Origin of the sequence: Huintestinicola sp., assembly GCF_051882455.1 — a bacterium.
GTDB lineage: Bacteria > Bacillota > Clostridia > Oscillospirales > Ruminococcaceae > Huintestinicola.
The window spans coordinates 18,421-43,082 of the sequence record NZ_JBJERV010000007.1 but is presented as its reverse complement, the minus strand read 5'-3'; the positions used below and the strand labels follow the sequence as shown (position 1 = coordinate 43,082).

Below are 24,662 nucleotides of genomic sequence, written 5' to 3'. Positions count from 1 at the left end.
GTTATCCCTCGTTCTTGACTCTGAACGATACCTCGACCACTGTTCCCACAGGGACTATAGTGCCCTCCAGATAATTCTGCTGATATGCCACAGCGCCTGCGTGCTCGGTGGCGCCGTCTCCTGCCTTGAAGTTAATATTGGCAGATGTGAGGAGTTCATTCACCTCGGATACCGTATGACCCAGGACATTGGGAACGGTAGTGTATTCGGTCTCGAAGTTCTCCTCGGTGTATATGACCACCTTGCCGTTTCTGGGTATGGAGGACGAACGGGAGGGCACCTGGGACACTACAGTATCGCCCTCGCCCACCACGTAATAGCGAAGCTCAAGGTTTTCGAGGGTGGTTTTCGCAGCTTCCACCGTCTGACCCTCAATGCTGGGAACGGTAACGTCCAGAGCCGCAAGCTCAGCGTCGGTGTACTCGGGATAATAGCCCAGATGGGGGAGAGCCTCCTTGAATACCGCCGATACAACAGGAGCGGCAACAAGGCTTCCGTAATAGACCTGAGAGCCGTTGTGGTCCCTGCCCTGAGGCTCATCTACCATGCAGAGCATGATTATCTCGGGGTCGTCTGCGGGAGCAAAGCCCACATAGGAGCCGACATAGAGGTTGTCAACGCCCAGCTCCTTGTTTTTCTGGAGCTTCTGAGATGTACCCGATTTTCCGCCGATACGGTAGCCCTTTATGTATGCGTTGGAGCCGCCGTTGTTGTTAACAACGCTTTCAAGCACCTGTCTCATCTGAGCGGAGGTCTCCTCGGAGATGACCTGTCTGCGGACAGTTCTTTCTCTTGTCTCGATAATGTTGCCGTTGTTGTCAACTATCTTGCTGACAACGTGGGGCTGGAGCAGATATCCGCCGTTTATTACAGCGGCATATGCGGTTATCATCTGAATGGGTGTAACGGTGTTTGACTGACCGAAGGAGCTTGAAGCAAGCTCAACGATTCCCATATTTTCCTCAGCCACATAAAGACCTGCGGACTCTCCGGGAAGGTCTATGCCCGTAGGCTCTGTAAAGCCGTAGGCTCTGAAATACTGACAGAATTTTTCTATTCCCAGCCGCTGACCTATCTGGATGAATGCAGGGTTGCAGGAATTGGTCATAGCGGTGGTGAAGTCCTGAGTGCCGTGAGCGCCTCTTGTCCAGCAGTGAATTGGCCAGTCCGCCACCTGCATAACGCCGTTGCAGGTAAAGGTGGAGTTAAGGTCTATGACCTTTTCCTCAAGAGCGGAGGAGCCTGTTACTACCTTGAATACCGAACCGGGCTCGTACAGCTCGGTTATCGCCTTGTTTTTCCACTGCTTCTCACGCAGCTCGGCGTATTTTTCGTTGTATGCCTCCTCGTCCTCTTCCTCCTGGAGTGCGGAAAGGACAGCTCTGTCCTTGGCGGAGTATATCTCTCCGCGGTCATTGAGGTCAAAGCCGGGAGAGGTCGCCATGGCAAGTATCTCGCCCGTTTTGGCGTTCATCATAATGGCGCAGGCGCGGTTATCCACATCATTCTGCTCCACGCACTTCGCAAGCTCTCTTTCGCAGAGATACTGGAGAGATGTGTCGATGGTGAGGTAGATGGAATTTCCGTCCTTTGCGGAATATATCTTGTCATTTTTGTAGGGCATCTCATTTCCCTGGGCGTCGTTTGCGGAGATTATCTTGCCGTCAACGCCTGCCAGGTAATCATTGTAATATGCTTCAACGCCGTAAATGCCGTCACCCTCGTAATTGGTGAAGCCGATGACTGCGGCAGCCATATCCCCCTGAGGATAGTACCTTTTTGTATCCTCCTCGGTGCTGAGGAGGTTAGTGGGCAGCTCCGCTTCATAGGCGCGTGTGTTTATGGCGCTTACCTTGTCCTTTTCCACCTTGGAGGCGACCTTGCTGTACTGCTTGTCTCTTGTTGCCTCATCGGTGAAAATGTTTATGACCTTGCTGTAGTCCACCCCCAGCTCCTCGCTGAGTATCTGAGCGGTGTCCTTCACCATTTTGTCCTTTTCCTCGGGAGCGTATTTTTCATCGCTGAGCCCCGTGATGGCGGAAGGATTTACTATAACATTGTAAACTGTTGCGGACTGAGCCAGTATCTTTCCGTTTGCGTCGTAAATGCTGCCTCGGTTTGCTTCAACAGTGGTGCTTTTGAACTGGCTGTCATTTGCCATTGCGGCATACTTGTCATGCTGGGTGACGGACGTGTTGAACAAATTTACAAACAGAACGCCCGAGCCTGCCAGAGTAATAAGGGAAACCACGGCAAGCCTCTCGCGCATGGATTTTGTGGGCTGATATGACGGTTTAACAGGTTTTTTTGTGGGCAAAGCAAGTTCCTCCTCAGACCCCTGTGACATTTGTTCTTATAAGTGCAAGAACGCATGATCCGTTTGTATAAGCGGTCATGCGTCAGAGCTATTATATCATATTTGATTAACCCCTGAGGTATTCCACAAAGCTGTCAAAAGCATTCTTGATTTTTCTTAAAACGCTTGTATCCTGCTCGGGTATCTCCACCTTGTTTCCGCTTTCAAGGCTTATGTATTCCACCTGGGCATTGTCGAGCTTCTGCATACCCAGAACGTTTTCGGCGTAGTCCTCGACCACCTTCTGGGAGCTTTTCTGCTCAAGTCTTGTTATCATGCTTACATTTTCCTGCTCGAGAGCGCGGACTGTGGCTTCCTCGTCCACGATAGCAGCGTGTACAGCGGCAATGTTAGCCTTTGAGGTAATGCAGAGGGAGAGCATTGCTCCCGCCATTATTATGAGCAGCACCAGCATAGGAGCGGCAATGATAGGCTTGGGCTTGGCAGCGGGACGGGACTTGATGTTGTTCTGACGGCGCTGGCTTGCCCTCTCCTCGTAATTTTCATATCTTGAAAGGTCATAGGCGAGATTTGAGTTTCTGTCTGCCATAATTATCCCTTCCTTTCTTCATTTAAACGGTCATTCTCTTTAAACATTTATATTATATAGCTTACAGCTTTTCGATTATCCTTAGCTTTGCGCTGCGGCTTCTGGGATTTGCTTCAAGCTCCTGCTCCGAGGCTTCTGCGGGCTTTCTGCTTAATAGCCTTGCCTTGGGCTTGTTTCCGCATACGCATACGGGGAAATCGGGGGGGCAGGTGCAGCCCTTGCACCAGCCTGCGAATCTCTGCTTCACTATCCTGTCCTCGAGAGAATGGAATGTGATGATACAGAAGCGGCCGCCGGGCTTTAAAAGCTCAAAGCCCTCGTCAAGAGCCTTGTCCAGATGCTCAAATTCGCAGTTTACGGCAATTCTTATAGCCTGAAAGGTTTTTTTGCAGGGGTTTTTCTCCCGCCTGAACTTTGCGGGAACGCCCTCTCTGACGATATCCGCAAGCTCTGCGGTGGTCTCGATGGGAGCGGTTTCCCTGTGCTTTATGATAGCGTCGGCAATTCTGGGAGCGAATTTCTCCTCGCCGTATTCGTAAAGTATCTTGGTAAGCCGGCTGTGGGAGTATTCGTTCACGATATCCCTTGCGGAAATGCCCTCCTTGGACATTCTCATGTCAAGGGGCGCGTCGGCATGGTAGGAAAAGCCTCTTTCGGCGGTGTCCAGCTGATATGACGAAACTCCCAGATCAAGGAGTATGCCGTCGGCCTTGTCGATCTGAAGCTCAGCCGCCGCAGATCTCATATCCGAATAATTTCCCTTTACCACCGTGGCTCTGAGACCCTCAAGCCTTTTTGAAGCGGTCTCCACAGCGTCGGGGTCGCGGTCAATGCCGATGAGCATTCCTGTATCAAGCCGCTTTGCGATCTCCTTTGAATGTCCCGCGCCTCCGCAGGTGCCGTCGATGTAAATGCCGTCGGGCTTGATGTCAAGCCCCTCAAGGCATTCATTCAGCATAACGGGTATATGATTAAATTCCATATTTTGTAAAATTGTCCTTTATATATCAGAATGCAAGAGAATCGATAGCCTCGGCAAGCTCCTCGTCGGAGAACTTGGAGTTCATTTCCTCGTATCTTGCGCTGTCCCATATCTCGGCTCTGTTCAGATTGCCGATAACGGTCACATCGTGGTCGAGACCTGCGTGCTCTCTCAGGTTCTGGGGGATAAGTATCCTTCCCTGCTTGTCGGTCTCGGCAATGACAGCGTTTGCGGCGTATTTTCTGATAGCCGCCTTTGCAACGGGACCCGAGAGCGTCCTGAGCTGTTCGGTGAATTTCTCCCACTCCTCGTTTGAATAAACGTAAAGGCAGCCCTCAAGACCTATCGTGATGACGAAATTCACGCCGAGCTGCTCTCTGAGCCTGCCGGGGAAAGCCATTCTGCCCTTGGTGTCCATGGTATGGTTATAGGTACCCATAAGCGGAGCGTGCATTGTCATCAGTCCTTTCGTTCAGAATTCGCGGGAGGGTCATTTCAACACGGCTTTCAACAGCTTGTTGAAACTCACCACTTTTCACCACAAAATGGGGTCAATTCACCACTGTAGTAATTATACACCATTTGTAACCGAATTGCAACCTTTTCGGAGCAACTTAAAGGACAAATAAATCAAGAAATTTACCCTTGATATTTGAGCATTTTGACGAATTTTTCATAGCAAAACGTATAATTTATGCGATTTTTGCAATGCGTATAATATTTTGGGAACGCTTGTTTGTGGTGAAAAGTGGTGAAGGCTGTGGGAACGGGGCTGTAACCGAAATGTAATTCTTGTGACCGATTTGAAACCTATTCTGTGACAATAATAGGAAATTATTCCGAATTTCCGAAAAATCATTTAATAATGCCCAACAATTCTCATTAAAAATGTGCATAATAGCTATTGCAAAATCGTACAAGTGCTGTTATAATAAATTTAGCTTGTTAAAAAAGCTGAATAAAAAGGACTTCAAAGCGATATAAATAAATCAAAGGAAGGGATATTACCCGATGTTGAATGCTATCGGCTCAAAGATCGACCTGTCGGTACCCGACAGCGAGTGCGGCTACTATGACCTTGTTTCCGACCTTCTGGACAGCGACGTGGTAATGCAGATGCAGCAGTATATGCACCATGGTCATACTACCTGTTTCCAGCATTGTCTGAACGTTTCCTATTATAATTATCTTATCTGCAAGCTCCTCTCCCTGGACGCAAGAGCGGGAGCGAGAGCAGGGCTTCTCCACGACCTTTTCTTATATGACTGGCACGACTACGTCCGTGAAAAGGGTCAGAAGCTCCACGGCTGGACCCATGCCTCCACTGCACTTGAAAACGTTAACAAGTATTTTGAGATAACCCCCGTTGAAGCGGATATAATCAAGAAGCATATGTTCCCTATGAACATCGCACTGCCCAAGTACAAGGAAACTGTTGTCATCATTTTCGTTGACAAGGTATGCGGTGCCTGGGAGGTGGTGGCGCACTGGGGATATCTTATCTCCAGGCTTGTGACCTTCCCCGTAAGGAAGCTGAGAGAGCGCAAGTCAGCCTGAATAAAACAGAAAGTCCCGGAAGAGCGTATCTTCCGGGACTTTTTTTTGGTGCGGGTAACAGGACTTGAACCTGCACGCCTGAGCAATAGATCCTAAGTCTATCGTGTCTGCCAGTTCCACCATACCCGCACAGCTTTTTTATTATACCATAGCCAAAGCCCGCAAGTCAATAGCAAAAGGCAAAAAAATTCTCGCCGTTTCTTAGGGATATAGCAATAATGTTGTATTATTCCACAAATCGGGTCGTATGTAATTTGTGATAATGCTAATTGACAATTGCTTGCTTTAATGTTATAATTTTCTCTGTAAAAATATTTATGGTCGTTCTATGCCCTCTTGGCTGAAAACGATTTAAATTAAGGAGGAGATAAAAAATGAAGCTGAAAAAGATTTTAGCGTCTTTGACAGCGGCGGCGCTGGCGGTCACTACCATGGCGTTTGCGCCTGTTAGTGCGGCGAAGCCTGTTGATTTCGGCTCAAGTGATGGATTAGCCTGGGCTCAGGCAGATTTAGTTAGCGAGGAATCATCGGAAATGGCAGGAGTTGATCTTTCTGCGGCTACATCTGTAAAGATCAATGCAGTTGCCTATGATCTGAACTATGGTTGGAATAACGGTCAGTTCTATGCTGATGGAAGCAGTTGGGAACAGAAATCCTTCGGTGGAAATCAGGGAACTTTTGATGTTGCTCTTGATAAGGTCGGAGCGTTCTCCGTGACAATGGATTTTGGAGTTAAGGATGATAACACATGGGCAGTTGGCTGGGGCACTCAGACCGCAACCGGTGCTTTTGCAGTTGCTTCTATTGATTTTCTGGCAGGTGCGTCTAAAATTGGTACTTGGGCTGATAACGAATGGTATGGTGTAACAGATAGTGTTTTCATCATGACTGATTTTGGTTCAAGTAATGGATCAGTCTGGGCTCAGGCAGATTTAGTTAGTGAGGAATCATCGGAAATGGCAGGAGTTGATCTCTCTGCGGCTACATCTGTAACAATCAATGCAGTTGCCTATGATCTGAACTATGGTTGGAATAACGGTCAGTTCTATGCTGATGGAAGCAGTTGGGAACAGAAATCCTTCGGTGGAAATCAGGGAACTTTTGATGTTGCTCTTGATAAGGTCGGAGCGTTTTCCGTGACAATGGATTTCGGCATTAAGGATGATAACACATGGGCAGTTGGCTGGGGTACTCAGACCGCAACCGGTGCTTTTGCTGTATATTCCATCGACTTCTTTGCCGGTTCCGAAAAAGTGGGTACCTGGACAAATAATGTGTGGATCGGTGTTGACGTCTCCGCAAAAGACTTGACCTTCGACCCCGATGAGGTTACCTTAACGCTTGGACAAGAGCCTGTGGCAGTTACCTTGAGCGTAGAACCCGAAAATACAACAGACGTTGTTGAATGGTCCGTAGAGGACGAAGATGTTGCTACTGTTGAATTATCCGATGACGGATATACCTTCTTAGTTACTCCCGTTGCAGTTGGCGAAACAAATCTTGTTGCTATAGCAAACGAGAATGTTACCGCAACCTGCACCATCACGGTTGAGGCGCAAACCTATCCGATAATCGTAGGTGTAAACGACGAAGCCTACGGCACAGCTTCCGCAGACAAGACCGAAGCAGCCGAGGGCGAAACAGTAAAGCTCAAGGCAACACCCAATACAGGTTATAAGTTCGTTGAGTGGCAGTCCGATGAAGTGACCGTTGCCAACAACGCATTCACAATGCCTGCAGAGGCAGTTACCGTTACAGCCGTATTTGCCGAGAAGGAAGCAGACGAGTTTGATATCGTTATTATCGAAAATGATGGCGGCAGCGTTGTCGTAGAGGGCGGACTTACCGCAGCTAAGGCAGGCGATGAGATCAATCTTATCGTAACTCCCGATGAGGGCTTTGAGCTTGATTCAATTTCCGTAAACGGAGAAATTATTGACGGCACAAGCTTTGTAATGCCTGCAGAAGATGTAACTATCTCTGCTACCTTTAAGGCATCAACCTACAATGTTGATATTATAGTATCCGAAGGCGGCGACGCAGACGTAGACAAGACCACCGCTCAGATGGGCGATACCGTAAATATCATCAACATTAAACCCGATGATGGCTTTGTACTCGATACCATTGCAATTGGAACCGAGAACAATGTTGCGATTCGCATCAACGAAATAGACAGCACAAAGTACAGCTTTATTATGCCTGCCTGCGACGTTGTAGTAAGCGTATCCTTCAAGGAGGAAGGCTCTGCCGGTATAAATGTTGAAGCTCCCGATGGAATTGAGATCGGCTTCACAGACGACATCGAGGACATTCTTGCAGCTATCTTCGGTGAGGACTATGAAGACCTTATCGAGCAGGGCTGCAAGCTCGACGTAATAATGACCGTAAAGGGCGAGGACGAGGTTTCCGACGATGACAAGGCACTTATCAAAGCAGCTCTTGCCGATGGTCAGCAGGTTGGACTTATCCTTGACATTACACTTATCAAGACCATGAACGGCGTTTCCGAAGTAGTTACCGAGGCAAATAGCCCCATATCCTTCTCTATCAGCGTTCCCGACAGCATTATCGCTGACGGCAGGACCTATTCCGTAATAAGAGTTCACAACGACGGTGCACAGAACATCGGCGGTACATTCAACAGCGAGACCAAAGCTATCACAGTAAGCTCCGCTCTCTTCTCCACATATGCAATTGTATATGAAGATGAAGAGATAGAAGAACCCGTTGATCCCGAGCCTCAGCCCGAGCCTGTGAAGTACTACTCCATCACCTCCGACAGCCACGCAGTAGCAAGTGCAGGCACCGCAAAGGCAGGCACAGTTATCAGCGTAAGAGTAGATTTCGGCTATGACGCATACGCATACTGCGGCTCCAAGCTCATCATGAAGCTTGGCGACAAGGACACCTTCGTAATGCCCGCAGGCAATGTAAGAATTGTCTCCCAGTCGAACGGCTATCTCGCAATGATAAGAAATGCAGCTCCCAACTCCTACATCTTTGTTTACGACTCCGATATGAACCATATCAAGACCAACGGTTCCGTTAAGGGCATCGTAGGCGAAGGCAAGGTAACTGTAAAGCTCGGCGAGGAATACGCTGGCAGAACAATTACCCTCTACAAGGGCAGAAAGAGCACAAAGGTAAAGATCGCAGAAATGGTCCTCGATGAAAACGGCAATGCAACATTTACCGTTGAGGGCGGCAAGAATTACACAGCAGTAGTTGAGTAATTCACCTCTTCTGTACTGAATACAAAATATGGCTTCGGCAGTAAAAGGCTGCCGAAGCCTTTTTGTTATGTAAATAGATGATAAGCCCCGTTTATTATCCCGCAGAGCAGAAGTCCCGTGACCGTAGGCAGAGCCATAGCAAGCCCCGTCTGCTTCCAGGACCCCGTTTCCTTTCTGATGGTAAGGCAGGTGGTGGAGCAGGGGAAATGGCAGAGCATGAAAATGATAACGCATACCGCCGTAAGCCCCGTCCAGCCGTTAGCGGCGAATATCTCCGCCATAGCACCGCCTCCCGCCTCTGTAAGAGTGTTCTGACCCGTGTATATCATCATCATAATTGGCAGAACTATCTCATTTGCGGGAAAGCCCAGAATAAACGCAAGTATAATGACCCCGTCCATACCGAATAACCTGCCGAAGGGGTCAAGAAATTCTGCGCAAACCGTCAGCAGACTGCTGCCTCCCACCGTAATATTCGCCAGCAGCCATATAACAAGCCCCGCAGGAGCCGCCACCGTCACCGCCCTTCCCAGCACAAAAACCGTCCTGTCCAGCAGGGAGCGGACAAGTACCTTTCCTATCTGGGGTCTGCGGTATGGGGGCAGCTCCAGGGCAAAGGAAGCTGTCACACCCCGCAGCACCGTCTTAGAAAGCAGCTTTGAAGTCCCGAAGGTGATAACAGCCCCCAGCGCGATCACCCCCGTCAGCATAAGAGCGCTTATGGGGCTGCCCCCCGACCCTGCCGCCGTCAGCAGACCGATAAGCGCAATAAGCGCGGGAAACCGCCCGTTGCAGGGCATAAACACATTGGTGAGTATGGCAATGAGCCGTTCTCTCGGAGAGTCGATTATCCTGCACCCCGTGACCCCCGCCGCATTGCACCCAAGCCCCATAGCCATAGTAAGAGCCTGTTTTCCGCAGGCGTTTGCCCTGCTGAAATACCTGTCAAGATTAAAAGCCGCCCTGGGCAGATACCCCACATCTTCAAGCAATGTGAACAGCGGAAAAAAGATCGCCATAGGGGGCAGCATGACCGAAGTTACCCAGCTTAGCACCCGATAAACCCCGTCAATGAGCATACTTTCCGCCCGATCGGGGCAGCCCGCACCCCTTAGCCACCCCCTGAAGACCTCACCCAGTGAACCAAAAGCCGCCGACAGCCATTCGGACGGATAATTCGCCCCCGCAATGGTGATATAAAATATCACCGCCAGCATAAGGAGCATAACGGGCAGCCCCCATATCCTGTGAGTAAGTATCCTGTCAATGCGCCTGTCGCGCTCGTAATAATCGGGCAGCTCCTGCCTGACAGCCATGCCCGCGATCTCCTCCGCACGTCTGACAATGGCAGTCACCGTCATATCTCTGAGCGCCGCAGCGTCCGTGCCGTTTTCCCCTAAAATTTCGGCAGCGCGGTTATACGCCGAGCCCAGCTCCCCGTCCTCATCGGAAAGCGCATTTTTCAGCTCGCCGCAGGTGAAGCTGTCAAGGGTGGAAATAAACTCCTCGCTCCGTTCAAGGATACGCAGTGCCGCAAACCGTTCGCATATCCTGCCCCGAAGAAGCTTTTCCAGGGGCGGCATAAGCTCAGCTATAGCCTTTTCGACCGTCTCGGAATAGATAACAGGCGGCTGGGAGAGCGTGTTGCCGCACATCTCCCCGACTCTCGCCACCATCTCGTCAAGCCCCGTGTCATTTCTTGCCACCACGCCGCAAACAGGCACTCCAAGTATCTCCTCCAGCCGATTTAGATCAACGCTTATCTTCTTTTTCGCCGCCTCGTCCAGAAGATTGACGCATACCAGAACATGAGGAGTTATCTCCATCACCTGCAAAACAAGGTTAAGGTTTCGTTCCAGGCATGACGCGTCGCACACCACAATGACCCCCTCGCTGCCGCCGTAAGCGATGAAGTCTCTCGCCACCTGCTCCTCTGCGGAATGCGCCATCAGGGAATATGTCCCGGGAAGGTCGGTAAGAACGATATTGCCGCCGCCTCTCAGGCATTTGCCCCGTGCGGTGGAGACTGTCTTTCCCGTCCAGTTTCCCGTGTGCTGTTTCATACCCGTCAGAGCGTTGAAAACGGTGGATTTTCCCACATTGGGATTGCCTGCCAGAGCAATGCTCACCTCGCAGCTCCTTTCCTCGGGGCGGATATTTCTGCTCAAAGTATCAAGTCCTTTCCTGCTATGGTTTATCATAACATTATATTGCAGTAGAGACTTGTACTATGACGGCGGGTGACGACCCGCGGCGAGGTCGCGCTGTGAGTTTGTGTGGAACGATTAGCTTTGTCTCCGCGCCGACAGAATTTGTATCGGCTTGCAAAATTGTAATATGCGGGTGACGCCCCGCGGCGAGGTCGCGCTGTGAGTTTGTGTGGAACGATTAGCTTTGTCTCCGCGGCGGGGGTCGCCCCGCAGCGAGGTCGCGCTGTGTGTCTGTGCGGAACTGCTGCTTTGTCTCCGCGGCTGCGGGGGTCGCCCCGCAGCGAGGTCGCGCTGTGAGTTTGTGCGGAACTGCTGCTTTGTCTCCGCGGCGGCGGGTGACGCCCCGCGGCGAGGTCGCGCTGTGTGTTTGTGCGGAACTGCTGCTTTGTCTCCGCGGCGGCGGGGGTCGCCCCGCGGCGAGGTCGCGCTGTGAGTTTGTGTGGAACGATTAGCTTTGTCTCCGCGCCGACAGAATTTGTATCGGCTTGCAAAATTGTAATATGCGGGTGACGCCCCGCAGCGAGGTCGCGCTGTGTGTCTGTGCGGAACGATTAGCTTTGTCTCCGCGCCGAAAGATACGACAGCAGCTTGACAAATTGTAATATATTCGGCAGTATATTTGTATCGTAACCGAGCCGACAGTCTGATGTCCGAATAAATTACAGAACATTTCGCCGCGGGGGCGTCCCCCGCTTCCAATTTTCAGATTATATTATTCACATTTCCAAAATCAATTATAGCACAAACATTCCAAAATGTCAAGCATTTTCAGAATATTTGTTTCATTATACAAAAACATAAGTTCTATATTGTGCATAATAATAACAATTGACTAACATAGCATACAAAAAAGTTCTGCCGCTGTTTCGGGCGGCAGAACGGGTAATAAAAATTATTCGGGAATTATTTCGGTATCGTCCCGGCGTTCACAGCTTACAAACGCTGATTCGGCGTTTTCCCTGACATAGCTGTCAAATGCGGCGCATTTATCCTTTCCAACGAAGAAAAATTTCTGACCGATACGGACATATCCGCCCTCATACACATAAAATACGGCTTTGTCTCCGCTCTGAACGACATAAAGAATCGCTCCCGAATTTGCAGGGGGATTGGTTTCCGCCTTAACGCTTTTATCCGAAAGGAGTATGCTGTCTGTCACGGCTATCAGGTCGGGCAGAGAGTATTCGTAATAGTCGAGACCGTCGCATTTTTCACCCGAGTAGAGCACGGTAAACGGATTACGTGTAAAGAAGTCTGTAGATTTGATGAAATCGCCCATATCCCTGCCGCAGAAATCGTGATTTACATATCCCGTATAATACCCGTCCGAGGTGGGAACGGCTATAATATATTCGGGGGAAATGCCGTTTATTCTGTAAAACCCGCAGGGAACAGTCTTTTTTGCACCTTCCTCCCAATCCTCAACCGAGAGTTCATCAAATAACCCGTAAATTTCTCCGTTGCCGAGAAAGCTAAGCTCGCTTTCATCAAAATGCTCGGTCGTTATGGAATAATCGGAGCCGTTATAGCTTAGATAAATATACCGCTCAAGGTCGGTCATATCCTCCCATTTGGGAACTATCGCCGTTTCGGGAGTGTCGCTGTCCGTGAATGACGTTTCGGTCTGAGAAGGAGCGGTTTCCGTCTCCAAGACCTGCTCGGTCATTGTCGGCGGATTTTGCATTGCAATGGAAGACGCCATTTCCGAAGGGGCAGTTTCATTTTCCGTAATATCCTCAGAAGTGGGAACTTCTGTTTCTGCTTCGGAAGGGGTCATAGCTTCGCTTTCGGAGAAAAACGTTTCGTAAGAAGTCTCCTGTTCGCTTACCTCCGGAATAGTCTCAGACTGCTCTCTTTGCATTATGGAGACCGCCGCAATGCAGAGGATAAGGCAGGCTGCTGCCGTAACGGCAGGTCTAAGCCATACGTTTTTTGCGGGGACAGCACGTTCTGTTTCCGCAAGAGTCTTCTCGCTCACGCCGCCTATGGCTGTAAAAAGGTCAAACGCCGTCATAGAAAAATCCCTCCTTTGTAAGACTGTCCTTTAGCCTTCCACGGGTGCGGTGCAGGGTCACAGAAACGAGATTTTCGCTTACCTTGTATCTCTTTGCGATATCCTTGACCGTTTCCGCAAAGAAATATCTTCGCAGGAAATAATTTCGCTCCCTTTGGGGCAGCTCCGACAGGAAACGGTTTACACATTGGCACAAAAGCTTCCTGTCAAGCTCGCTTTCCACCGTTTCCCTGCCCGAAATACATTCCTCCAGCTCCCCAAGCACCTCGCACAGCTGTCCCGCCCCCCGCTTAACGGCTTTTTTCCGCCTTATCACGTCAATAGCAAGGCTTCGTGTTATCTTTGCAAAGAACATTTTCAGTACCTCGGGACATTTCGGGGGAATGATGCGCCAGCTTCTGAGCCACGTATCGCTGACGCATTCCTCTGAGTCCTCCCTGCTTGACAGTATATTGTCTGCCACTGCAAAGCAGTAGAAGCCGTATTTTTTGTCCGACTCTTCAATGGCTTTTTCGTCCCGGCTTTGGTATAGCCTGATTATCTGAGTATCATTCAAGACTCAAACTCCCTTTCGTTATGTCTTTATAATATAAAACGACAAACGACGACTTATCTTACAGCCTAATAAAAATATTTTTCAAACAGCGCAAAACACCCCGAAGCAAGCAGAAATGCCTCGGGGCGATGTGAGATTCGCTTATTTTATCAGTTGGGAGCCTTAACAGTAAATGTCACAGCAATAGTCTTGACCCTCTTGCCCTCGGTAAGGGGCATGATCTGAGCGGAGCAGTCGGAGAGATCGCCGTCGGCAGTCCTTGCCTCGCCGGGAACAGCGTTTACCCAGCCGTTGTAGAGATTGACTCTTGTGCATTTTCCGTCATCGGAGCAGGTGTAGCCCTTGCCTGCCATCTCGAAGACCTCGCCGTTAATGAGTATCTCGTCGATCGTGTATGTGTAGCCGGGGAAAAGCTCCTCGCCGTTTGAAATTCCCAGAGCGGAGAATGCCACGCCCTTGGCAAGACCGCATTCTGAGAAATCAAGGCTTACCGTGTAGGTGCCCTCGCCTGTTATCTGAACGTTCTCGGCTTTAAGACCCGTAGTGGAGTTGGTGGGGTCATACTGGTCGCCCACGCTGTATGCAACGCCGTAGTCGCTTGAAGCATACATTATCCATGCAATAGCCATATCGTCCGCAGGGGGCAGGTCGATGGAAGCCATCTGCTCCTCGGAAGCCTTTGCGGCAGCCTCCTCTATCCTTGCCTTTGCCTCGGACTTGATATTATCGGTGTCCTTGTCCTTTTCATTTTCGTATCTTCTTGAGGAGAATATCTCCGCAATTGTCTCATCTGCAAGGGTGTTTGAAACTCTCTTGTAGAAATTGCTGCAGTCCCAGAGAACGGGGCAGTAATCGTAAAGGTCGCAGTTATCCAGGAGATTGGAGTAAAACTTGTCTGTGTCGGGCTTAACGCCGCTCTTGGTCATTACCGCATATTCGCCGATAACCACGCCGTAGCCCTGCTCGGGGAATTTGGACAGCTTCTCGAAAAGACCGTTCTGCTCCTCGAAATCTCCGGGAGAGCCCCAGTGGTCAACGCTCTCTGTGCCGCAGTAGTCCCAGGGGGTGTAGTAATGCACCGAAAGAAGGAGCTTGCTGTCAGCCGAGTCCTCGGGCATCTTAAAGCGTTCATCGCAGGTGAGGGCAATGTCCGTATTGTACCCTGCGATAAGCAGGAAACGGTCAGCGTTGTTTCCGCCCTGAGAGCGGATAAGCTTAACGAACTCGCTGTTTATCATATTGGTCGTCTCGTAGCATTCGCTCTTTTTGAGAACGCCCTCGGAGCCCGTGATATCCTTGTCGTTGAGACGGTCGCCCAGCTCCTCGTTAGCGGACTCAAAAATGAGCTTGTAGGAATAGTCCTTGAAATGCTCGCCTATCTGACCCCACATTGACTTGTACATTTCCAGCGCCTTGTCTCTTGTCGCCTGCTCCTCCGAGCCGAACATACCCCACCAGCCGCCGTCCCAGTGGTCGTTGACGATAACGTACATATCCGCGTCAAGAGCATAGTTCACAACGGTCTCCACGCGGTTCATAAGCCTCTCGTCAATGGTGTAGTCACCCGTCTCGAAGTTCATGCCGTTTGTCCAGGCAACGGGTATCCTGATGGTGTCAAAGCCCGCGTCCTTCATGCCCTGTATCATCTCGGCGGTGGTGTAGGGCTGACCCCAGCCTGTCTCGAAGCCGTCGGGGTTCTGACCGCCCGTATAGCCCTTGTGATTGTAGGCTTCAAGGGTGTTGCCGAGATTTATGCCGTTGCCCATTGCCCTTATCATCTCGAGGGAGGTCATTGACTTTATTTTGTCCTCCTCCTCGGGTGACGCGGACACCTGTGCAGCTGTTTCGGCAGCTGTTTCCTCCGACACTGCCTGTTCATTTCCGTCAGTCTTGCCGCAGCCTGCAAGCATAGCCAGCGCAAGCCCTATGGCAGCCGCAGATGATAACGTTTTCATTTTCATAGCTTTTCCTCCAAAAAATAATTTGCAAATAAAACCGGGTTGTCTATCTGCAACAATAATACCACATTTCCGCCGAAAAAACAAGGCTTTTTTTACAAAAATTTTTCCCCTAAAGGAAATATTTTCCGAATACGCTTGCTGTTATGGTTAATATAAATAAAAAAGGACATATAAATTTAAAGTTTCTGTACAAAATTATAGTAAACTATTGCAAAGCTTATACAAATGATATATAATATATATTGTAACAGTAAGGCTGATTGTGTAATTTGACAAGAAAGACCATTATCCGCCGATAAAAAAACTTAAAGTAAGGAGCGAACACATTATGAACGACTACCATGCAGAGAACATCAGAAATATTGCAATTGCAGGACACAGCGGCTCGGGAAAGACCACCCTTGCCGAAGCCCTTATCTATAAGGCAGGAGCATCCGACCGTCTGGGAAAGACCTCCGACGGAAATACCGTATGCGATTATGACCCCGAGGAAATAAAGCGCAAGGCGTCGCTGGGCGCGTCTGTAGCTTCCTTTGAATATAACGGCTTAAAGCTTAATCTCCTTGACGCACCCGGACTTTTCGACTTTGAAGCGGATATGCTTGAGGCAGTAAGAGCCGCCGACACCGTTATGATAACCGTTTCGGGCAAATCGGGCGTAAAGGTCGGTACAGAGAAGGCTTACAAGGCTGCCCGCAAGGCAGGCAAGGCGACTATGTTCGTCATCACCAAGGTAGACGACCCCGACGCAAACTTCTACAACGTCCTTACCGACCTGAAAACCGTTTTCGGACCCACAGTCTGCCCCGTTATCGTTCCCGTTATCAAGGACAGACAGGTAGTTTCCTACGTAAATCTCATCGAGATGAAGTGCTATAAATACGACGAAAAGGGCAACGTCAGCGAGACCGAGATGCCCACAGCCGAGATATCCGAGAAGATGGATTACCGTATGGACGGTCTTGTAGCCGCATTCTCCGAGGCTGTTGCCGAGACCGACGACGAGCTTATGGAAAAATTCTTCGAGGGCGAGGCATTCACACAGAAGGAGCTTGTCAAGGGTCTCCACGACGGTATGAACAAGGGACTTATCACCCCCGTTATCTGCTGCTCCGATATCACAATGGGCGGTATCGATATGCTGCTCAAGGAAGTATGCCTCCTCATGCCCTCTCCCGCAGACTGTCCTCCCGCTGTGGCATATTCGGGCGACGATATCGAGGAGATCAGCTGCACCGATGACGCTCCTCTCAGAGCATTCGTATTCAAGACCGTTGCAGACCAGTTTGTGGGCAAAATGTCCTGCATAAGAGTAATGAGCGGCGTGCTGAAGGCTAATACCGAGTACATAAATGCCACCACAGGCGAGACCGAAAAGATAGGCAAGCTCTATACCCTCTGCGGCAAGAAGCAGACAGAGGTGACCTCCGTAGGCGCAGGCGATATCTGTGCCGCCGTTAAGATAGGCGCAGCCACCAACGACACCATCTGCGAGGGCAAGGCAGTTTCCCTCGACAAGATAGTATTCCCCAAGCCCTGCTACAAAATGGCAGTCAAGGCAAAGTCCCAGGGCGATGAGAGCAAGATAAGCGCAGCATTTGCAAGACTCTGCGAGGAGGACCCTGCCCTGTCCTTTACTCAGGACGCTTCCACAGGCGAGTTTGTTATCGCAGGTCTGGGCGAGCAGCATATTGAAGTAGCCGCAGCCAAGCTCAAGAACAAATTCGGCGTTGACGCAGCACTTGCCCCCGTCCGCATCGCATACAGAGAGACTATCCGCAAGAAGGTCAAGGCAGAAGGCAAGCACAAGAAGCAGTCCGGCGGTCACGGTCAGTACGGTCATGTATGGATAGAGTTTGAGCCTTGTCTCTCCGACGAGCTTGTATTTGAAGAAAAGGTATTTGGCGGAGCAGTTCCCAAGAATTTCTTCCCCGCAGTAGAAAAGGGACTCAGAGACTGTATGAACAAGGGCGTGCTGGCAGGCTGCCCCGTAACAGGCGTAAAGGCTATCCTTGTTGACGGCTCCTATCACCCCGTAGACAGCTCGGAAATGGCGTTCAAGACCGCCGCTTCCATCGCATTCAAGGAAGGCATAAAGCAGGCAGACCCCACTATCCTGGAGCCTGTGGGCACACTCAAGGCGCTTATCCCCAACGATAACACAGGCGATGTTATGGGCGACCTCAACAAGCGCCGCGGCAGAGTTCTGGGAATGAACCCTGCTGAGGAAAAGGGAATGACCGAGATAATCGCGGAAGTTCCCGAGAGAGAGATGCAGACCTTTACAATGCAGCTTCGCCAGATAACAAGAGGCAGAGGCAGCTTTGAGTTTGAATTTGTCCGCTATGAGCAGCTTCCCGCAAATCTTGTTTCAGACGTAATACTTTCGCTCAGCAGCGCAGAATAACAGCATTTCGGCGGGGAGCGTTTCGTTCCCCGCCTTTTTTAGAAGTGTTAGTGAAAAGTATTAAATTCTGTGATAAAAAATTGACAAAATAAAGAAGTCTATTTCTATTGACAAATCGGGGGATTTGTAATAAAATTAAAATGTGTGATTATAGTATCGGAGCTTGATCACCTATGAGAGAAAAGAAAAAACAGAGAGAAAGATGGGTCGCTAATGAAAAAATTATTATCTGTCCTGCTGGCGGCAGCCGCAGCCTTTACAATGAGCACCGCAGTATATGCGGAACCGCAAAAAACCGACAATCCCGGAGAAACTACCATAACCTTTGACACAGAAAAGTCTCTGGAGTATATACATAGCTTCGGAAATGCGGCCGATGCAGGTCTTACAATGGAGCTTACCGATAAAGGCGCGCTCTCGGGCAAGGCATTAAAGCTCAGCGAAAGCTTCAAGGGCAGTCTCAGCAACCGTTACGGCGGATTTTATCTTGATGCCGCAGACTTCGGGCTTGAAAACTTCGGCGGCTATACCTTCAACATTTACATCAACGTTTCCGACAAGGCAGCAAAGGCGACGGGACAGTTTGAGATATTTTCCGACGGCGCAGGCTGGCAGTCGGCGAACTTCCTTACAAACAGCGCAGGCAGCTACAGAGTCGCTTCCATATCCATTCCCGCAGATTCGGAGAATACCAAGGTGGGCGTTTCCTTCCCCATAATCCAGGATTTTGACGGGGAGCTGGGAATGTTCGATGATATCACCATTGTGGACAACTACGGCAAGACCATTGCCAACGTCGGCGATATCGACAATTCCCTTTATCAGGGTCCCAGCGGATTTGTTTCGGTCATCACCACCATTCTGTTCATTCTCGTTATCCTTGCAGTTATCGGCGGCGTGGCATACTTCATTGTGAAGACCATGAGAAAGTACAGATAAAAAAGCTTATAAAATGATAAAAGCGGCTGTCAGAGTGCAGCCGCTTTTTGTATATGTTCAGAAAAATACAATAAAAAAACAGCCGATATAAATCGACTGTTCTTTGGTTGGGGTGCAGGGATTCGAACCCCGGAGATGCTTGAGTCAGAGTCAAGTGCCTTACCGCTTGGCTACACCCCAGTATTTGGTTGGGATAGCGGGATTTGAACCCACGAAATGACGGAGTCAAAGTCCGTTGCCTTACCGCTTGGCTATATCCCAATATCGGCATAAGGGCTTCAAGCTAACCGGTAATATCTTTAACGACTTTAATATCATACCATATTCCGAATGAAAAATCAATAGGAAAATGCTGTTTTTGTATATATGCACAAAAAATATCTTAATATTAGTCTATATCTGCTAAATTTCGCTGCGATTTTCCAAAGCTTTGAATAAAGTGACCTCGTCTGCAAACTCTAAAGTGCCGCCGATGGGAAGACCGAATGCCAGACGTGTTACCTTGACGCCCAGGGGCTTTAAGAGCTTTGAGATGTACATAGCAGTGGCCTCGCCCTCAACAGTGGGATTAGTCGCCATAATGACTTCGTTCACGCCGCCCTTTTTTATCCTTTCAAGAAGCTCCTTGACCCTTATCTGCTCGGGAGTGACCCCGTCAAGGGGGGATATAAGCCCGTGGAGCACGTGGTAAACGCCTTTGTACTCGTTTGTCCGCTCGAAAGCAGTGATATCCTTGGGGGTCTCCACCACGCATATGACCGAAGTGTCACGCAGGTCGTCGGCGCAAATGGGGCACACGCCGCTGTCGGTAAGGTTGCAGCAGACGCTGCACTCCTTTACCGTAGAATGGGCGTTGATGATAGCGTCGGCAAACTCCCTTGCTTCCTCGTCGCTCATTCCCATAACAAAATATGCCAGCCTCTGAGCAGTCTTCATACCAATGCCGGGGAGCTTTGCGAATTGCTCCGCGAGTAAGACCAGGGGGAGAGCAGTGCTGTTTGCCACGAATATCATACCTTTCAAGTGAAAAATCAGGGCGGCATATTTGCCGCCGTCAGCGTGTCGCTGAAGCCACCTCGTTGGTGAAATAGCAATGATTTCCCTGTTCTGTGGCTCGGTAATTTACGTATTGAAGCCGAATTATGCAGATGAACCTTTTGTTCGGTGCAAGATCGCGGCTTTTTCGACAGACTGTCGGCGGCATATTTGCCGCCGTTTAGTTTAATGTGATCTTATCAGAAAAGACCGGGGAAGGAAACTCCGCCTGTTACAGCGCCCATTCTGGACTCGGAGGTCTCTTCGATCTGCTTTACGCACTCGTTCACAGCGCTGATGATAAGATCCTGAAGGGTCTCAACATCGTCCTTGTCAACGACCTCGGGGTTGATGGTAAGGCTCTGTACCTGCTTTCTGCCGTTCATGGTTATCTCAACAACACCGCCGCCTGTGGTAGCGGTAAAGGTCTCGTTCTCGATCTCCTCCTGAACGTTTGTGATCTGCTCCTGCATTTTCTGAGCCTGACGTATCATGCTCTGCATATTCTGAGCGCCGCCTGCCATGCCCTGTGGTAATCTTGCCTTCATAATAAAATACTCCTTTGAATTTTTATTTTAAAATTTATTAAACGGAAAATGCCGCATTTTCCTGCAGCCTCCGTTAAAAGCTTAAACCGTGTCAACGGGAATGCCGCCGTCCTCCGCCTTTTTCAGAAGGGTGTCAAGCTTCTCTGCGGGGTCGGCATCGGGCTTTTCATCAGCCGCAGGCTTGTCTCCCGACCTGTCAAGGCTTGCTCTGTAGCCTGTGAGGACGGTGGAGAGAGAAATTCCCGTGATGTCCCTTACAGCCTCGAGTATCTTTGCCTTGTTCTCGGAGGATTTAAGAAGCACCCTGATAAGGTTCTCTTTGCTGTTGATGACCAGCTTGCCGCCCATATTGTAGCCGTAGGAATTAACAAGGGGGGGAGCCAGCGCAGGACAAAGAGTCTTCATACGCTCGATAACGTCAAACCACTTGTCGATGTAAATAAACTCCGAACCCTCGGGAGCCGAGGAAATATCCTTGACGGGCTCTCTCTTCGGAGGGACAGCATTTCTCTGCGCCGCATTTGCCGCAGGAACGCCGTTTGCCAGCCTTCTTTCAAGCTCGGCTATCTTTGCATTCAGAGCAGCTATCTCACCGCTGTCAGGCGCCGCCTTGCTCTGAGACGTGCCGCTGCACATTCTGATAACGCACATTTCCATATCTATGCGCTTTGCAAGGGACCTGCCCATTCGCTCGGCGCAGGCGGAAAGAGCGTCCAGAAAGCCCAGGACCTGTTCTAAAGTAAGCTTTGAAGCTATCCTTTTTATAGTCTCAAGCTCCGACGGAAGGCAAACGATAATGCCTGTGCGGTCGGGAGCGGAAATTGCTATCATAACATTGCGAAACTGCGCCGCCAGCTCCTCGCATAGCCTCTGCATATCCTTGGAGCTGTCATACAGCGCGGAAATGATGTCAAGAGCCTTGGCAGGGTCCCTGTCGGCAATAGCTTCCGCAAGGGCAAAAAGCTGTTCTCTGCCCGCAATGCCTGCCGCTTCGGACACCACCTCAGCGGTGACGTTCTCGGAAAATGCGATACATCTGTCCAGTATGGAAAGAGCGTCTCGCATACCGCCGTCCGCAGCCTTTGCAATAAGCTCGGCGCCATCGTCGGTCAGCGTAATATTCTCGCTCTGCGCCACGAATTTGAGCCTTGCGGCGATATCCTCCGTCTTTATCCGCATAAAGTCAAAGCGCTGACAGCGGGAAAGAATGGTGGGCAGCACCTTGTGGAGCTCGGTGGTCGCCATAATGAATTTTATATGGGGGGGAGGCTCCTCGATAAGCTTTAAAAGGGCGTTGAATGCGTCCTTCGAGAGCATATGGACCTCGTCGATGATGTATACCTTGTATCTGCACCGCTCGGGTGTGTACTCGGCAGCCTCGCGAAGCTCACGGGCGTCGTTTACCGAGCCGTTGGAGGCGGCGTCTATCTCAATGATATCGGAAAGAGCAAAATTATCAGCGTCGCGGCATATATCGCATTTTCCGCAGGGACTGCCGTTAACAGGGCTTTCGCAGTTAAGAGCCTTTGCGAAAATCCTTGCGCAGGTGGTCTTGCCCGTACCTCTTGAGCCTGTGAACAGATAGGCGTGAGCGGTCTTGCCGTTTATTATCTGATTTTTCAGGGTAGTGGTGATATGGGGCTGGGAAATAACGTCGTCAAAGGTGGTGGGACGGTATTTGCGGTAAAGCGCCTGATACATATTGCTCCTCCTTTCTGCGGAAATTATGGGGATATGGGCTTATGCCCTGTGGTACTTTGCTTTAAGATGCTCCTCGAAGAAATTCTCGGGGTAGCCGTTGGCAGTGCATATCTGAGCACAGTAATCCTTGTAGCCCTCGGTATCGTTTATCCTTGCAATAAGCGCAAGGCGGTATCTTTCGCAAGCCTCGTCCTCTTTGCCCTCAAGGAGACTTACAAGAGCAAGTCCTCCGTGAGCCGTGACGGGGTCAAGACCGTATTCTACAGCCTTTTCGAAGGCTTCTCTGCTGTGAACGGGGTCGTTGGCGGAGAGGTACATTTTGCCCATCTCATTGTATAAAAAGGGAAAAATGCCCCGCTCCTCGGCAATGGGCAGCAGCCTCTCATAGATCTCCGCCGCCGAAGAATAGCTTGCGGACATATTAAAGCTCCTTGCCGCCATAAGCAGGGACTCGGCAGTCTGAACGTCCTTGTCCGCCGCAATGACCGCCTGATGAGCGGCATTGGTGGAAAAGCCCAGACGGTTATAGCATATCGCCGTATAAAACGCCAGCACGCCCGTCTCCCTGTCGGTAAGGCTTTTATTGCAAAGCTCTCTGAAATACTCTAAAGCGTCCTCGTTACGGTCATTGCGGAAAAGCTCGAAGCCTTCGTAAAAAAGACGCTTTTTCTCTCCCGAGGCAAATGCCTTGCCGATGACCTCCCTGTCATAATCGGAAACGAAATCAGATCCCGAGCCGGGAATGAACAGCGATAATACTTCAGGTATCATAGCAGCTGCGGAAAGGCAGATCATCACGATGCCGATGATAATAAATTCGGCACTGTCTTCGGAAATACCCGCAGCGATAAGCAGTACAGCGAGCAGGAGCAGAAGCAGATGTGCTTTAGGTGCGGATTTTTTAAAAACGTCCCAAAATCGGGACAGAAAAGATTTTTTCACTTGATCTCTACAACTCCTAAAAAGCAAAAATCCGATACATAGGTGTGCAGGCTTGCTGCGGCACACGAAACGTACCGCTTAATGCTGCTCGGTTCCCCGCCTGACATGGTTCACGGTGTTTTGTTGCACAGGGCCCGCACACCTATATATCGGATTGCGACCATCTGAAATACATTATAGCATATTACAATTTAAATTGCAAGGGTTTTTTTGAAAAAAGTTTGGCAGAGGAATAACATCAACTTGTAACCCAATTGTAATTGCAAATCGCTTTTGTATCTGCTATAATAAAAGCAGAAAGGATGTTTATTATGACAAAGCGCATGGTAAAAGCATTTATAGCCCTTGTGACCGCCGCCCTGCTCCTCTGCGGCTGCGGGGGGGAGAATAAAGAACAGGAGACTGCCGGCACATCTCTTCCCTCAAACGGCACAGCTCTCCCGACAGAAGAGACATCATCTGAGGCGCCTCCGGAGCCCTTTTCGGGCTATTCCTTTGAGGTCCGCGGAGCCGCCGAAAACTATCTCATTACCGTGAAGCCCGGGGAATATCCCGATGAGATAGCGGTAACGGTGGAAAATAACCTCTATGAAACGAGAGATTTCGTTATAACCGCCCCCACAGGCTATGAGCCCTCTTTCCCTTATGAACAAAGCTATGCATCGTCGGCTGTGAAGATAATAAAGAACGATATTGACGATACCTATATCCCCGACATCATGCAGTTTACCTTTGACATTACTCAGGAGGAGCTGGACAAGCACGGGGATAATGCCATATACTGCGTTAGCCGTATGTACACCGTTGACAGGGACGGGGAGCTTCGTGAGATAAACGTGGTAAGCTCCGAGGACACCGACGGCGACGGAGAGGCGGAAGAAACGGTCCACGACTACATCGACCGCACACAGCTATACCACAGCGAGCCCGACAAATTCATCTACGAGATAACCGTTGACGACAGCGACCTTTACGATGAGGACGGCGACCCCCGTCCCATTGAGAGCAGGGTGAAGATAAAAACGCTTAAATTCGAGTACAGCGTTCCCCGAATGGTGGCAGGGTATGAAGAGATAACCGAGGAAAACACCCTTTATTTCGGATATGCCTGCTGGGCAGCCGCAAATTCCGCCGCCCAGTATTTCACAATGACCGCATTCAACATCTCCGACTGGGAGAATTATGTGGAAATGCCCCGCCCCGAGGACGGCGAGCTTTCGGATTATTATTTCAGGATAGACGACAGCCGCTTTGACTCGGTAAAGGATCTGAAAAAATATTTAAAGAGCATTTTCACTCCCAAGACCGCCGAAAGGATATTTGCCGCCGCACCCCAGCGGTATACGGATATAAACGGCGAGCTGTACGGCATTGCGGGAGACGGGGGATATGACTTTACTCTGGGCACTCTCACATTTTCCGATGTAAGCGTTACGGAGGACAGAATGGTTTTCCGCTCAAGACAGGAGAAATTTGACGAAACGGGCAATTTCACAGGCTACACCGACGGCGGCAATTTCGTTATCGAGCGCTGCGAGGATGGCTTGTGGAGGGTGAGCGAGTACAGATATCCTTATTCGCTGAACTGAGTTAAAACAGAAAGGAATATTATCCCTATGAAGCTTCTTATCATCCGTCACGGAGACCCCGATTACGAGCACGACTCTC

The 24,662-nt window shown here is 50.0% G+C and carries 17 protein-coding genes, 3 tRNA genes and 1 other RNA gene; 5 read left to right on the top strand and 16 right to left on the bottom strand.

Annotation, left to right across the window (positions count from 1 at the left end; translation table 11 throughout):
- Nucleotide 1 precedes the first annotated feature (1 nt).
- From ACI4J0_RS01140 to mraZ, 4 genes are all read right to left on the bottom strand, one after another.
- Complete coding sequence (locus ACI4J0_RS01140; RefSeq protein WP_439763977.1) at nucleotides 2–2,317, bottom strand: penicillin-binding transpeptidase domain-containing protein; 2,316 nt, start codon at nucleotides 2,315–2,317, stop codon at nucleotides 2–4.
- Between the two features lie 106 nt (nucleotides 2,318–2,423).
- The gene (locus ACI4J0_RS01135) at nucleotides 2,424–2,906 is read right to left on the bottom strand and encodes a hypothetical protein (protein ID WP_439763976.1); all 483 of its coding nucleotides are present in this window, start codon (nucleotides 2,904–2,906) and stop codon (nucleotides 2,424–2,426) included.
- Nucleotides 2,907–2,967: 61 nt separating this feature from the next.
- Nucleotides 2,968–3,888, bottom strand: coding sequence for a 16S rRNA (cytosine(1402)-N(4))-methyltransferase RsmH (gene rsmH / locus ACI4J0_RS01130; RefSeq protein ID WP_439763975.1), 921 nt, complete (start codon nucleotides 3,886–3,888; stop codon nucleotides 2,968–2,970).
- Nucleotides 3,889–3,913: 25 nt separating this feature from the next.
- Nucleotides 3,914–4,342: a division/cell wall cluster transcriptional repressor MraZ gene (mraZ, locus tag ACI4J0_RS01125; RefSeq protein WP_439763974.1), complete on the bottom strand. Its 429-nt coding sequence runs from the start codon at nucleotides 4,340–4,342 to the stop codon at nucleotides 3,914–3,916.
- Between the two features lie 557 nt (nucleotides 4,343–4,899).
- On the opposite strand from mraZ, the gene ACI4J0_RS01120 reads away from it, so the two are divergent.
- Nucleotides 4,900–5,445 carry an HD domain-containing protein gene (locus ACI4J0_RS01120; RefSeq protein WP_439763973.1) on the top strand — a complete coding sequence of 182 codons (546 nt, stop codon included), beginning with the start codon at nucleotides 4,900–4,902 and terminating at the stop codon, nucleotides 5,443–5,445.
- 46 nt (nucleotides 5,446–5,491) lie between these two features.
- On the opposite strand, the gene ACI4J0_RS01115 is transcribed toward ACI4J0_RS01120, so the two are convergent.
- Nucleotides 5,492–5,574: transfer RNA gene (locus ACI4J0_RS01115), tRNA-Leu, on the bottom strand.
- A 245-nt stretch (nucleotides 5,575–5,819) separates the two neighbouring features.
- Between ACI4J0_RS01115 and ACI4J0_RS01110 the strand changes: the two genes are divergently transcribed.
- Nucleotides 5,820–8,681, top strand: a complete 2,862-nt coding sequence (locus tag ACI4J0_RS01110; protein ID WP_439763972.1) for an InlB B-repeat-containing protein — start codon at nucleotides 5,820–5,822, stop codon at nucleotides 8,679–8,681.
- A gap of 65 nt (nucleotides 8,682–8,746) precedes the next feature.
- On the opposite strand, the gene feoB is transcribed toward ACI4J0_RS01110, so the two are convergent.
- The 4 genes from feoB to ACI4J0_RS01090 form a co-directional block, all read right to left on the bottom strand.
- A complete protein-coding gene (gene feoB, locus ACI4J0_RS01105; RefSeq protein ID WP_439763971.1) occupies nucleotides 8,747–10,849 on the bottom strand; it encodes a ferrous iron transport protein B in 2,103 nt (700 codons plus the stop codon).
- 934 nt (nucleotides 10,850–11,783) lie between these two features.
- Nucleotides 11,784–12,905, bottom strand: coding sequence for a hypothetical protein (locus ACI4J0_RS01100; RefSeq protein ID WP_439763970.1), 1,122 nt, complete (start codon nucleotides 12,903–12,905; stop codon nucleotides 11,784–11,786).
- On the bottom strand, nucleotides 12,892–13,461 hold the full coding sequence (locus ACI4J0_RS01095) for an RNA polymerase sigma factor (protein WP_439763969.1): 570 nt from the start codon (nucleotides 13,459–13,461) through the stop codon (nucleotides 12,892–12,894). Before ACI4J0_RS01095 ends, ACI4J0_RS01100 begins: the two co-directional genes overlap by 14 nt.
- A 149-nt stretch (nucleotides 13,462–13,610) precedes the next feature.
- Nucleotides 13,611–15,416 carry a glycoside hydrolase family 5 protein gene (locus ACI4J0_RS01090; protein WP_439763968.1) on the bottom strand — a complete coding sequence of 602 codons (1,806 nt, stop codon included), beginning with the start codon at nucleotides 15,414–15,416 and terminating at the stop codon, nucleotides 13,611–13,613.
- Between the two features lie 334 nt (nucleotides 15,417–15,750).
- Between ACI4J0_RS01090 and ACI4J0_RS01085 the strand changes: the two genes are divergently transcribed.
- Complete coding sequence (locus ACI4J0_RS01085) at nucleotides 15,751–17,829, top strand: elongation factor G (protein ID WP_439763967.1); 2,079 nt, start codon at nucleotides 15,751–15,753, stop codon at nucleotides 17,827–17,829.
- Between the two features lie 213 nt (nucleotides 17,830–18,042).
- The gene (locus ACI4J0_RS01080; protein WP_439763966.1) at nucleotides 18,043–18,768 is read left to right on the top strand and encodes a hypothetical protein; all 726 of its coding nucleotides are present in this window, start codon (nucleotides 18,043–18,045) and stop codon (nucleotides 18,766–18,768) included.
- A 104-nt stretch (nucleotides 18,769–18,872) separates the two neighbouring features.
- Here the strand turns inward: ACI4J0_RS01080 and ACI4J0_RS01075 are convergent.
- The 7 genes from ACI4J0_RS01075 to ffs form a co-directional block, all read right to left on the bottom strand.
- Nucleotides 18,873–18,948: transfer RNA gene (locus tag ACI4J0_RS01075), tRNA-Gln, on the bottom strand.
- A gap of 5 nt (nucleotides 18,949–18,953) precedes the next feature.
- Nucleotides 18,954–19,029 (bottom strand) — tRNA-Gln (locus ACI4J0_RS01070).
- 141 nt (nucleotides 19,030–19,170) lie between these two features.
- Complete coding sequence (recR, locus tag ACI4J0_RS01065; protein ID WP_439763965.1) at nucleotides 19,171–19,782, bottom strand: recombination mediator RecR; 612 nt, start codon at nucleotides 19,780–19,782, stop codon at nucleotides 19,171–19,173.
- 221 nt (nucleotides 19,783–20,003) lie between these two features.
- Complete coding sequence (locus ACI4J0_RS01060; RefSeq protein ID WP_439763964.1) at nucleotides 20,004–20,351, bottom strand: YbaB/EbfC family nucleoid-associated protein; 348 nt, start codon at nucleotides 20,349–20,351, stop codon at nucleotides 20,004–20,006.
- 81 nt (nucleotides 20,352–20,432) lie between these two features.
- Nucleotides 20,433–22,052 carry a DNA polymerase III subunit gamma/tau gene (gene dnaX, locus ACI4J0_RS01055; RefSeq protein ID WP_439763963.1) on the bottom strand — a complete coding sequence of 540 codons (1,620 nt, stop codon included), beginning with the start codon at nucleotides 22,050–22,052 and terminating at the stop codon, nucleotides 20,433–20,435.
- A 39-nt stretch (nucleotides 22,053–22,091) separates the two neighbouring features.
- Complete coding sequence (locus tag ACI4J0_RS01050) at nucleotides 22,092–22,994, bottom strand: tetratricopeptide repeat protein (protein WP_439763962.1); 903 nt, start codon at nucleotides 22,992–22,994, stop codon at nucleotides 22,092–22,094.
- 41 nt (nucleotides 22,995–23,035) lie between these two features.
- An RNA gene (ffs, locus tag ACI4J0_RS01045) (signal recognition particle sRNA small type) lies at nucleotides 23,036–23,134 on the bottom strand.
- Between the two features lie 171 nt (nucleotides 23,135–23,305).
- Between ffs and ACI4J0_RS01040 the strand changes: the two genes are divergently transcribed.
- Nucleotides 23,306–24,583: a hypothetical protein gene (locus ACI4J0_RS01040; protein ID WP_439763961.1), complete on the top strand. Its 1,278-nt coding sequence runs from the start codon at nucleotides 23,306–23,308 to the stop codon at nucleotides 24,581–24,583.
- Nucleotides 24,584–24,662 lie beyond the last annotated feature (79 nt).

Excerpts from the sequence above, each read along its gene's own strand:
- ACI4J0_RS01080 (WP_439763966.1), top strand. The coding sequence starts at position 18,043 with ATGAAAAAATTATTATCTGTCCTGCTGGCGGCAGCCGCAGCCTTTACA.
- ACI4J0_RS01090 (WP_439763968.1), bottom strand. The coding sequence starts at position 15,416 with ATGAAAACGTTATCATCTGCGGCTGCCATAGGGCTTGCGCTGGCTATG.
- ACI4J0_RS01085 (WP_439763967.1), top strand. The coding sequence starts at position 15,751 with ATGAACGACTACCATGCAGAGAACATCAGAAATATTGCAATTGCAGGA.
- rsmH (WP_439763975.1), bottom strand. The coding sequence starts at position 3,888 with ATGGAATTTAATCATATACCCGTTATGCTGAATGAATGCCTTGAGGGG.
- ACI4J0_RS01060 (WP_439763964.1), bottom strand. The coding sequence starts at position 20,351 with ATGAAGGCAAGATTACCACAGGGCATGGCAGGCGGCGCTCAGAATATG.
- ACI4J0_RS01040 (WP_439763961.1), top strand. The coding sequence starts at position 23,306 with ATGACAAAGCGCATGGTAAAAGCATTTATAGCCCTTGTGACCGCCGCC.
- ACI4J0_RS01120 (WP_439763973.1), top strand. The coding sequence starts at position 4,900 with ATGTTGAATGCTATCGGCTCAAAGATCGACCTGTCGGTACCCGACAGC.
- ACI4J0_RS01135 (WP_439763976.1), bottom strand. The coding sequence starts at position 2,906 with ATGGCAGACAGAAACTCAAATCTCGCCTATGACCTTTCAAGATATGAA.
- ACI4J0_RS01100 (WP_439763970.1), bottom strand. The coding sequence starts at position 12,905 with ATGACGGCGTTTGACCTTTTTACAGCCATAGGCGGCGTGAGCGAGAAG.
- mraZ (WP_439763974.1), bottom strand. The coding sequence starts at position 4,342 with ATGCACGCTCCGCTTATGGGTACCTATAACCATACCATGGACACCAAG.
- ACI4J0_RS01110 (WP_439763972.1), top strand. The coding sequence starts at position 5,820 with ATGAAGCTGAAAAAGATTTTAGCGTCTTTGACAGCGGCGGCGCTGGCG.
- dnaX (WP_439763963.1), bottom strand. The coding sequence starts at position 22,052 with ATGTATCAGGCGCTTTACCGCAAATACCGTCCCACCACCTTTGACGAC.
- recR (WP_439763965.1), bottom strand. The coding sequence starts at position 19,782 with ATGATATTCGTGGCAAACAGCACTGCTCTCCCCCTGGTCTTACTCGCG.